The organism is Alishewanella agri BL06, from assembly GCF_000272005.1.
Classification (GTDB): Bacteria; Pseudomonadota; Gammaproteobacteria; order Enterobacterales; family Alteromonadaceae; genus Alishewanella; species Alishewanella agri.
Genome location: NZ_AKKU01000001.1, coordinates 449438 through 458790 on the forward strand (window position 1 = coordinate 449438; position 9353 = coordinate 458790).

Below are 9353 nucleotides of genomic sequence, written 5' to 3' on the forward strand. Positions count from 1 at the left end.
GGTGAGAGATAACGGATGAGTTTGCATAGCCGCCGCATACCGGCATTTTTCGCCAGCTGCTCGCTGGCATTATTGCTGGCCGGCTGTAGCCAGATTAAGCAGACTGCACCCCAGCCCGAGCCGGGGCTAACGCTACAAATTGTGCATATTAATGACACCCACTCGCAGTTTGATGCCTCGCCGGCAAGGTTGCAGGCGCCAGCGGAGCAGACATTCTATACCTTTATCGGTGGCCACCCGCGGCTGCTAACCAAGGCCCGACAGCTGAAAGATGATGCTGCCGCAGCCGGTGTGCCGTCATTATTTTTGCATGGCGGAGATGCCTTTAAAGGCAGCGCCTATTTTGAATTGTTTGAACATCAGATCAATATCGATATTTTAAACCGGATGCAGCTCGATGCGATGGCGTTGGGTAACCATGAATTTGATATCGGGCTGCCGAAATTGGCCGAGTTCGCGGCCGGGATTAATTTTCCGCTGCTGGCGGCAAACGTCGACCGGCAATCTGAGCCGCTGTTAGCATCGGTACAGAATTTAAAAGCCTATCAGTTGTATCGGTTACAGGAGCTTAAGTGGCAGCGGATCCCGTCAGTAGAAGCGGCAGCAGGGGCGCCGGTGATCGCGGTATTTGGCCTGGCGCTTGAGGATATGCGCACCATGGTGCCGGATACCGGTGCCCTGATATTTGAAGCCGAAGTCAGCGCAGCACAGCGCACGGTCGATGCCCTGCAGCAAGCGGGGGTGCAGCATATCGTCGCGCTAACTCATCTGGGTAACCAACGCGATCTGGAGCTGGCAGCGCGGGTGAATGGCATTGATGTGATTGTCGGTGGCCATTCGCATTCACTACTGGGTGATTTCCGGCATTGGTACCTTGGGCAACAAGGGCCTTATGCGGCCAGTATCAGTAATCCGGATGGGATCGGCAGCACTTGTGTGGTGCAGGCCGGACAGTTTGCGCAGGCCATTGGACAGCTGACAGTGCAGTTTGATCGGTCGGGGCAGGTTAGCAGCTGTCAGGGACAAAATACCATTTTAGCCAGTCGCGATTTTTTCCCGAATGCGATGCGTAATCCGGACGAGAGACTGAGCGGTGCAGCGCAGCAAGGTTTGCTGCAATATGTGGCGACGCTGCAGAATACGGCGCTGGTTGAAGAGGATGCAGCGCTGCGTCAGGTACTAAATGACGTGTATTTACCGGCGGTGCTGCAGGCCTATGGCCAGCAAATCAGTAGTTTGGAACAGACGATTAACCATGTTCGCTTACCCGGCACGGGCGGCAGTGATCAACATGGCTCCGTTCTGGCAGGGCATATCGCTGATGCGATGCACTGGTGGCTTAATAGCGCTGAGGTACAACAGCAGCTGGGCGCACCGGTTGATCTGGCATTGATTGGTGCCGGCAATATTCGTAGTAACCTGGAAGCCGGTGCAGTATTTGAAGGCCATATCCGGCTGGAGGTATTGCCTTTTGATGCGCCGCTGAGTGTCTTAACGGTGACCGGTCAGACTATTATCGAGTTATTGCAGCAAACCATTGCCGCCACGCTACCGGCGGGGGCGCATGCCGGCAAGTTCCCATACAGTAGCCAACTGCGTTATCTGGCACAAGAAACGCCGGATTTTGGCGTTGCCTTAAAGGTTGAAATTTTGCAGCAGGGGCAGTGGCAACCGTTACAAGCTGATAAGCTTTACCGGCTGGCAACAACCAATTATCTGGCCAATGGCAATGATGGCTGGCAGCGCCTGCAGCAAGCGCAACAGCTGGCAACGGATCGCCGTGATCTGATCATGGTGCAGGGTAAGCCGGTAGCATTTGAGGTGGAGCGTGTCGTTGCCAGTACCGACAGTCGTGGTCAGCAGGCCTTTCAGCCCGTCTATGCGAGTAGCCAAAATCTGCCATGTGCCGCGTCCGGTACTGATTGTAAAACCGCTGCCCAGGCCTTTATCGATTACCTGCGCGCTCATCCTGAGCTATGGCAACAACCGCGACCAGCCACTGTCACCTTGCAGCGACTCCCCTAGTTATCCACAGCACTCCGGTACCGGTCTGACCAGTTTATCCACAGCACTCCGGTACCAAGCTGCAACCGTACCGGAGTGCGGTGAATAACTAAATACCCTCGCCAAGGAAGACTTTTGAATAGCGTGGCAGTAGCCAGGCGGTATCAGCTTGCTGTAACTGTAGCGTTTTAAATTGCTCTTTCGGTAATTCGATATGGATCAATTGCCCGGTGCTTTCATCCAGCGCTTCCAGCCGCACAACCGGACCAACGATAGTGATCAGATCGAGCTTGACCTTAATCGCGTCAGCTTGTGGCGCGCTGAATACATCAATCTCATGTGGCCGCACATAGGCTAAGCCTTGTTGCTCGTCCTGATTGTTGTACTCAGGTGAGGCCAGCGCTATATTACCGATTTGACTCTGGCCCTGTTTTACCCGGGCATGAAACAAATTAACGTTGCCGAGAAACTCGTAAACAAAGGGATTCGCCGGGTTATCATAAACGTGCTCTGGTGTACCTTGTTGCTCAATGCGGCCTTTATTCATCACCACGATACGATCGGCAACTTCCAGTGCCTCTTCCTGATCGTGGGTGACAAAAACGCTGGTCACATGAATTTCATCATGTAATCGGCGCAACCAGCGGCGCAGTTCAGCCCGCACCTTCGCATCCAGTGCACCAAAAGGCTCATCCAATAACAGGACCTTAGGTTCCACCGCCAACGCCCGAGCTAAGGCGATGCGCTGGCGCTGGCCACCGGATAACTGCGCCGGATAGCGATCTGCTGTCCAACCTAATTGCACCAATTCCAGCAAGTTATGGACCTTTTTAGCGATTTCCGCGTTCGCTGGCCGGTATTTCTTCGGTTTGACTGTTAAGCCATAGGCGACATTTTCAAATACCGTCATATGCTTGAATAGCGCATAGTGTTGAAACACAAAACCGACGCCACGTTCGGCAACATGGCGCTGACTGATATCCTCATCGTTAAAGCGGATCAAGCCACTGTCGGCTTGCTCCAGACCTGCGATGATCCGCAGCAAGGTGGTTTTACCTGAGCCAGATGGCCCCAGCAATGCTGTGAGTTCGCCACTGGGTAGCTGCAGATTGATATCCTGCAAAGCGACAAAACTGCCAAAGCTTTTTCTGATTCGTTCAATGCCGATACTCATAACAACCTCAATATTATTACCATCCTGGTTAGACAGCCGTCATCACCTGTTAGCGGACTGAGCTGCTTATAACCGGTAAGCTTGCAAGACGATTGTCTTATGCTGGTCAGACCGGTACCGGAGTGCTGTGGATAAGTTAGCGGTGCATACGCCATTGCAGCACGGCTTTTACCACCAGGGTTGCGATTGCCATCAGCGTTAATAATGCTGCGGCGATAAAGGCGCCGGTGGTGTTGTAATCCTGTTGCAGTAGTTCAATATGTAGTGGCAGGGTATTGGTTTGGCCGCGAATCGTTCCCGAGACAACCGATACCGCACCAAACTCGCCCACAGCGCGGGCATTGGTTAGGATCACACCATATAACAGCGCCCAACGGATATTCGGGAAGGTGATTTGCCAGAATACCTGCCAACCGCTCGCTCCCAGCAGCACGGCGGCCTCTTCCTGCTCTGTGCCGAGCGTTGACATCAGGGGCACCAGCTCTTTGACGACAAAGGGGCAAGACACAAACACCGTTACCATCACCAGGCCCGGCCAGGCGAACATTAACTGCAGATCGGCTGCATCAAGCCAGGTAGCGAAAGGCCCGTTACTGCCATACAACAACAGATATAGCAAACCGGCGACCACCGGTGATACCGCAAACGGAATATCAATCAACGTCAACAACAAACGGCGACCCGGAAAGGTAAAGCGGGTGACACACCAGGCGATGAGGGTACCGAATATCAGATTAATGGGTACCGTCAGACCGGCAACCAGCAAGGTCAGGCCAATCGCGTGCAGCATATCGGCATCTTGCAGGTTGCTGATGATGCCGCCGACGCCGGAGGCGAAAGCCGCGATAAAAATCAGCAGTAGAGGCGTTAACAATAACAGTACACTGAGCGTGACGCCGGTGCCAATCAGCAGGCGACGCAACCAAGTAGCAGAGCCGGTGGTGTTGCTCATTTTAAGGCTCCACTAATATGCTGATAACGTTGCTGAATACCATTTATCACAAACAACAGGATTAATGAAACCAGCAGCACCACACTGGCAATGGCCGCTGCGGCCGCATAGTCAAATTCCTGTAAGCGGATAAAAATCATCAGCGAGGTGACTTCGGTTTGCCACGGAATATTGCCGGCAATAAAAATGACTGCGCCAAATTCCCCGAGACTGCGGGTAAAGGACAGGGCAGTACCCATTAATAATGCTGGTTTGATTTCCGGAAAAATCACATGCCAGAAGGTTTGCCAGGGGCTGGCGCCAAGGGTTGCCGAGGCTTCTTCGTATTCAGGCCCAAACTCTTCCAGCACCGGTTGTACTGTGCGAACCACAAAGGGCACGCTGGTAAAGACCATCGCCACAACAATGCCGAGCCAGGTGTAGGAGACTTTGATATCCCACAGCGCCAGATACTGCCCAAACCAACCCTGAGTGGCAAACAAAGCAGCCAGCGTCAGGCCGGCAACAGCGGTAGGTAAGGCGAAAGGCAGATCCATTAAGCCATCCAGCAGCACTCGCCCCGGAAAGCGATAGCGGGTTAGGATCCAGGCCATCAGCAGACCAAAAAATAAGTTAAAGATACTGGCGACCAGCGCCGCCGACGCCGTGACTTTATAGCTGGCGACTACGCGTGGGTCACTTATAATTGCCCAGTAATCTTGCCAGCTCAGCTCAGCAACCTGGATCACTAAACCGGTCAGTGGCAGCAAGATCACCAGACCGATAAAAAACAAACTGCTGCCAAGGCTTATCGTAAAGCCCGGCAGTACGCTTTTACTGCGCCACGCACTCATCAGCGACGGCGACCTTCAGCCAGTAGCTTATCCAGCTCGGCATTGTTACCGAAATGTTCGGTGTTAACCCGTTCCCAGCTACCAAAAACCTGCTCGACGGTAAATAACGTCGTTTGCGGGAACTGGTCGGCCGTGGCCGTTACCACGTCAGGATGATGCACCCGATAGAAATAGCGGGCCAATACCTGCTGTGCATCTTTGCTATAAAGGTACTCAAGATAAGCTTTTGCCTGTTGCTCAGTACCATTGCGGGCGACGTTTCGATCAATCCAGGCTACCGGAAACTCCGCCAGAATATTGTTAGCAGGTACCACACGCTGCAACTCTAAGTCTGGATATTGCTTGATAATATTGTTTACTTCTGACTCGAAGGTGATTAGGACATCACCTAGCTGCCGTTCGATAAAAGAGGTGGTGGCACCACGGCCACCAGTGTCGAATACGGCGACACGCTGCAGAAAATCGACCATCCAGCTACGCGCGGCCTCATCACCTAAGCGTTGTTTGGCAGCACCATAGGCCGCCAGATAGGTGTAACGGGCATTACCCGATGTTTTTGGGTTCGGGAACACCAGGCTGACATCGCCTTTGGTCAAATCAGCCCAGTCCTGAATATTCTTCGGATTACCCTTACGTACTAAAAACGCCATCGTGGAGTAGTAGGGCGACGCATTATTCGGTAACCGCTCGCGCCAGTTCTCCGGTAACAGCTTACCGCGCTGATGGAGGATATCGATATCAGTACTTTGGTTAAAGGTCACCACATCGGCACGCAGGCCCTGAATAATCGCCTGGGCCTGTCTGGACGAACCGCCGTGTGATTGATTAATAGTCAGGGTTTCGCCCTGTTGCTGTTGCCAGTGCGCAATAAACAGCGGGTTGATTTCAGCGAACAACTCGCGGGAAATATCATAGCTGCTGTTCAGTAATTCTTTCGCCTGGGCTCCTGCCAGAGTCAGACTGGATGCAACCAGGGTTGCAGCAAGGATCAATTTACGCATGGCTTACTCCTGAAAATAATTAATGTTAGTTTAATATGCTTAGTTGTTAGCACAAGCGTGGCAGTAAGCTCAATTTGTTATAAGGCATACAGACTGGCTATATAGCGAAAAAGCAGGGAACTTAACTGGTCCTACCGGTACCGGAGTGCTGTGGATAATTAGCGTTTAAATTTGGTTTCGAGGATTACTGAGGAGTTGGTGCGCTCGACGCCGTCCAGGTTACCGATATCGTCCAGCAGGTGGCTTAATTGTTCGGTGCTTTGCGCTTGCACTATCGCAATCAGATCGTATTCACCACTGATCGCATACAGGGCGCTGATTTGTGGTAATTGGCGCAGTTCGATATTGGTGCGGGCAGTTAATTTTTGTTTCACCTTGATACTGACATGGGCCGATACCAGGTTACTGAGATAACTTTCGCCCAGCTCGACGGTAAAGCCCTTTATTACGCCACTCTCAGTTAGCCGTTGCAGGCGGTTTTGCACGGTGGTGCGCGATAGATCCAGCGCCCGCGCCAGGTCAGAAATACTGGCCCGGGCATCCCGTTGTAATAGCGCCAACAGCTTTTCATCTTCTTTATTTAGCATTTTGATTAATTGCCTTGTCGATTTGCCGTAATTATTACTTAAATTGTATAAAATGCCACTGCATTCTGATTTTTATGCTCACTATAATAACCACATTGCTGCGGCCCTGAGTCGCCCGTTGTGAAAGAGGCATTATTTGATGTTAGTGATCCGGCCTATTACCGCTGCTGATTTTCCGGCGTTAAAACAAATTGCGATTGAATCCGGCCCGGGTTTTACGTCATTACCGGACCATGATGCCCGCTTATGGCAAAAAATTGCGCATGCTGAACATAGCTTTGCCGCGGCGGTGGACTCACCTGGTGATCAGGGTTATTTGTTTGTGCTGGAAGATCAAAGTACTGGCGATATTGTCGGTACTACCGGCATCGAAGCCGCCGTTGGCTTGCATACACCGCTGTATCATTTTCAGCAGAATACGGTGATGCACCACAGCGCAGAACTTAATGTGTTAAATCAATTAAAAACCCTTACCTTATGTAATGACTACACTGGCACGTCGGAGATCTGTACGCTGTTTCTACGTGAGAGTTATCGCCGCAATCATGCCGGGCGTTTTCTGTCTAAGGTGCGGTTTTTGTTTATGGCAGAATATCCGCAACGTTTCTCGGAGCGGGTGATTGCCGAAATGCGCGGCGCTACTGACGAGCAGGGCGTACCGCCGTTCTGGAATTGGTTACAGCAGTTATTTTTAACCATCGATTTCCCGACCGCCGACAAGCTGATTGGTGTCGGTAAAAAGTCCTTTATTGCTGAACTGATGCCACGGCATCCAATTTATGTCGGGCTGTTACCGCAGGCGGCACAGCAGGTCATTGGCAAGGTGCATGAAAATACCATTCCGGCATTGAAAATGTTGGAAAAAGAAGGCTTTCGGCACCGTGGCTATATTGATTTATTTGACGCCGGCCCAACGGTTGAAGCGCAGCTATCCGAGATCCGTTCTGTGGCACAAAGCCGTAAAGTGCCGGTACGGATCACCGACGTTAGCGGCGAGCACACACTGGCAGTAGCCAATACTGCGTTACAGGGGTTTCGTGCCAGCTTTGGCAAAGGCGCTCGTTATTGTGCGGAGCAACAGCAGTTACTGCTTAGCCCACAGTTTGCGACCGCACTAGCGTTACAAGAGGGTGATTTTGCCCGTTTTATTAATCTGGATCAGCGCTAAGTCGCGCGATTCTTTTATACTAGCCCTGTTTAATTTGCACCCGAAGCGGAGTTGATATGCATACTGATGTAAAAGCCTTATTTGAGAATTTGTGGCAAAACTACCTGCAGGTAACCCCGTCGGCAAAAAAAGTACATCAGCTGTTGGGTTCATCACAGCAAGACGATGTGATTAACGATCATATTGCACTGCGTACTTTTAATTTGCCCAAGGTGTCACTGGATAAACTGGCGGCGCATTTTCTGGCGCTGGGTTATGAAGAGTGTGGCGAGTATCACTTCGAAGCGAAAAAGCTCTATGCCAAGCACTTTGAGCATCAGGACCGTACCTTACCTAAGGTGTTTATTTCTGAGCTGCTGCTGGATAAATGCTCGGCTGAACTGCGTGAAACCATTGAGCAATTAGTGGCGCAAATACCCGACGAAGCCGTAACCGCCGATAATTTCCTGTATTCCGGCACCCACTGGCAGGTGAGTCAGGCAACCTATGAAAAATTACTGGCAGAAAGTGAATATGCTGCCTGGATGGCCGCCTGGGGTTACCGCGCTAATCACTTCACGGTGAGCGTCAACGACTTACAGAATTTTGCCAGCTTAGAGCAAGTCAACCAGGTATTAAAAGATGCCGGCTTCCTGCTCAACACCTCGGGCGGCGAGATTAAAGGTACCCCGGAAGTCTACCTGGAGCAATCATCCACGCTGGCCGATTTGGTCACCGTAAAATTCAGCGATACCGAAGCCACCATTCCAAGTTGCTTCTACGAATTCGCGCGCCGTTATCCGCTGGCCAATGGCTTACTGTATAGCGGCTTTGTTGCGGCCTCGGCTGATAAGATTTTTGAAAGCACTAACGCCCGTTAATTCCCTCTGTTCCAACCAAAGTAACACTTTAGCCCCTTTCAAAGGGGCTTTTTTTCATGAAATTTTCGCTCTGCTGCTGTGTTAAGCTTAAGTAAAACAACAGGAGCAGCAATGACCGAATACGAAAAAATGCTCAGCGGCCACTGGTATGATCCGCTGGATAAAACGCTGCGCGAATTACGTTTAGCCGCACGGCAACTCACCTGGCAATTTAATAAAACAACGCCGGAGCAACACAAGGTACGCCGGCGTTTACTGCAGCAGCTCTGTGGTGCTGTGGGAAAAGATGTCTTTATCGAGCCACCGTTGCACTGTGATTATGGCAAACATATCAGCCTGGGCGATCAGGTATTTTTAAACTTTAACTGCACCATCCTCGATGTGGCGCCGGTTACTCTCGGTAATTACGTTTTTGTTGGACCCGGCGTGCAGTTTTATACCGTCAATCATCCGCTGGATGCGCTACAGCGGCGAACGGGTATTGAGCAGGCCAGGCCTATTACTATCGGCGATGATGTCTGGTTGGGTGGTGGAGTGATTATTTGCCCCGGCGTAACCATTGGCGAGCAAACCGTGGTCGCCGCGGGCAGTGTGGTAACGCGCGACCTACCAGCGCGGGTGCTGGCGGCAGGCAATCCGTGTAAGGTGATCCGCGAGCTGACGTTAAGTGAAATGAATGTAAATAAATAGCTGAACTTTTTAATCTTTGTCTGGCCCAATCGCGTAAGAAAATGCTAGGGCGTGTTGACATTTTCTGCTTAGATTTTGTTCGCG

9 protein-coding genes are annotated in these 9353 nt (G+C 51.5%); 4 read left to right on the forward strand and 5 right to left on the reverse strand.

Annotation, left to right across the window (positions count from 1 at the left end; all coding sequences use genetic code 11):
* The first annotated feature begins 15 nt into the window (after positions 1–15).
* Positions 16–2025, forward strand: a complete 2010-nt coding sequence (locus AGRI_RS02175) for a bifunctional metallophosphatase/5'-nucleotidase (protein ID WP_008983379.1) — start codon at positions 16–18, stop codon at positions 2023–2025.
* Positions 2026–2113: 88 nt separating this feature from the next.
* Here AGRI_RS02175 and AGRI_RS02180 read toward each other — a convergent pair whose 3' ends face one another.
* From AGRI_RS02180 to AGRI_RS02200, 5 genes are all read right to left on the reverse strand, one after another.
* Positions 2114–3178 (reverse strand): sulfate/molybdate ABC transporter ATP-binding protein, encoded by a 1065-nt coding sequence (locus AGRI_RS02180; protein WP_008983380.1) that lies wholly within the window; start codon positions 3176–3178, stop codon positions 2114–2116.
* A gap of 136 nt (positions 3179–3314) precedes the next feature.
* On the reverse strand, positions 3315–4130 hold the full coding sequence (gene cysW, locus AGRI_RS02185; protein WP_008983381.1) for a sulfate/thiosulfate ABC transporter permease CysW: 816 nt from the start codon (positions 4128–4130) through the stop codon (positions 3315–3317).
* Positions 4127–4963, reverse strand: a complete 837-nt coding sequence (gene cysT, locus AGRI_RS02190; RefSeq protein WP_008983382.1) for a sulfate/thiosulfate ABC transporter permease CysT — start codon at positions 4961–4963, stop codon at positions 4127–4129. Before cysT ends, cysW begins: the two co-directional genes overlap by 4 nt.
* Positions 4963–5964: a thiosulfate ABC transporter substrate-binding protein CysP gene (gene cysP, locus AGRI_RS02195; RefSeq protein ID WP_008983383.1), complete on the reverse strand. Its 1002-nt coding sequence runs from the start codon at positions 5962–5964 to the stop codon at positions 4963–4965. The genes cysT and cysP overlap by 1 nt, the downstream gene beginning before the upstream one ends.
* Before the next feature lie 158 nt (positions 5965–6122).
* On the reverse strand, positions 6123–6605 hold the full coding sequence (locus tag AGRI_RS02200) for an Lrp/AsnC ligand binding domain-containing protein (protein WP_474368106.1): 483 nt from the start codon (positions 6603–6605) through the stop codon (positions 6123–6125).
* 85 nt (positions 6606–6690) lie between these two features.
* On the opposite strand from AGRI_RS02200, the gene astA reads away from it, so the two are divergent.
* From astA to AGRI_RS02215, 3 genes are all read left to right on the forward strand, one after another.
* A complete protein-coding gene (gene astA, locus AGRI_RS02205) occupies positions 6691–7719 on the forward strand; it encodes an arginine N-succinyltransferase (RefSeq protein ID WP_008983385.1) in 1029 nt (342 codons plus the stop codon).
* Positions 7720–7775: 56 nt separating this feature from the next.
* Positions 7776–8579, forward strand: coding sequence for a DUF1338 domain-containing protein (locus AGRI_RS02210; RefSeq protein ID WP_008983386.1), 804 nt, complete (start codon positions 7776–7778; stop codon positions 8577–8579).
* Positions 8580–8690: 111 nt separating this feature from the next.
* Positions 8691–9269 carry a sugar O-acetyltransferase gene (locus tag AGRI_RS02215; protein ID WP_008983387.1) on the forward strand — a complete coding sequence of 193 codons (579 nt, stop codon included), beginning with the start codon at positions 8691–8693 and terminating at the stop codon, positions 9267–9269.
* Positions 9270–9353: the final 84 nt, after the last annotated feature.

What these genes read in the sequence shown, in the direction of transcription:
- AGRI_RS02175 (WP_008983379.1), top strand. Translation starts at nt 16, where the DNA reads ATGAGTTTGCATAGCCGCCGCATACCGGCATTTTTCGCCAGCTGCTCG.
- AGRI_RS02180 (WP_008983380.1), bottom strand. Translation starts at nt 3,178, where the DNA reads ATGAGTATCGGCATTGAACGAATCAGAAAAAGCTTTGGCAGTTTTGTC.
- cysW (WP_008983381.1), bottom strand. Translation starts at nt 4,130, where the DNA reads ATGAGCAACACCACCGGCTCTGCTACTTGGTTGCGTCGCCTGCTGATT.
- cysT (WP_008983382.1), bottom strand. Translation starts at nt 4,963, where the DNA reads ATGAGTGCGTGGCGCAGTAAAAGCGTACTGCCGGGCTTTACGATAAGC.
- cysP (WP_008983383.1), bottom strand. Translation starts at nt 5,964, where the DNA reads ATGCGTAAATTGATCCTTGCTGCAACCCTGGTTGCATCCAGTCTGACT.
- astA (WP_008983385.1), top strand. Translation starts at nt 6,691, where the DNA reads ATGTTAGTGATCCGGCCTATTACCGCTGCTGATTTTCCGGCGTTAAAA.
- AGRI_RS02210 (WP_008983386.1), top strand. Translation starts at nt 7,776, where the DNA reads ATGCATACTGATGTAAAAGCCTTATTTGAGAATTTGTGGCAAAACTAC.
- AGRI_RS02215 (WP_008983387.1), top strand. Translation starts at nt 8,691, where the DNA reads ATGACCGAATACGAAAAAATGCTCAGCGGCCACTGGTATGATCCGCTG.